Raw genomic sequence first — 250 nt, forward strand, 5'->3', positions numbered from 1 at the left:
GGATCGGCTTTGCATTCGCCAAAAAAGAGTTGTTTAGTGCCATCATGCTTTAAAACCCGTTGTAAGTGATGATTTTCTAACTGATCTAAGCTAAGCTGTCCCGATAAATAAGCTAGTCCTTGTTGATGCTCTTGGGGACTGAACACCTGTGGTGGATTTGCTTGCCACTGTTCAATTGTTTCAGCCTGACATGGCTTTAAAACAGGATCATAGTACATCACGGCTGTATAGGCTTGTTCCTGTTTAATCA

1 pseudogene is annotated in these 250 nt (G+C 42.0%); it reads right to left on the bottom strand.

Annotation, left to right across the window (positions count from 1 at the left end):
• Positions 1-250: pseudogene (locus tag FD20_RS12810) on the bottom strand (hypothetical protein); the annotation flags it as partial.

The organism is Liquorilactobacillus uvarum DSM 19971 (assembly GCF_001434935.1).
Taxonomy (GTDB): domain Bacteria; phylum Bacillota; class Bacilli; order Lactobacillales; family Lactobacillaceae; genus Liquorilactobacillus; species Liquorilactobacillus uvarum.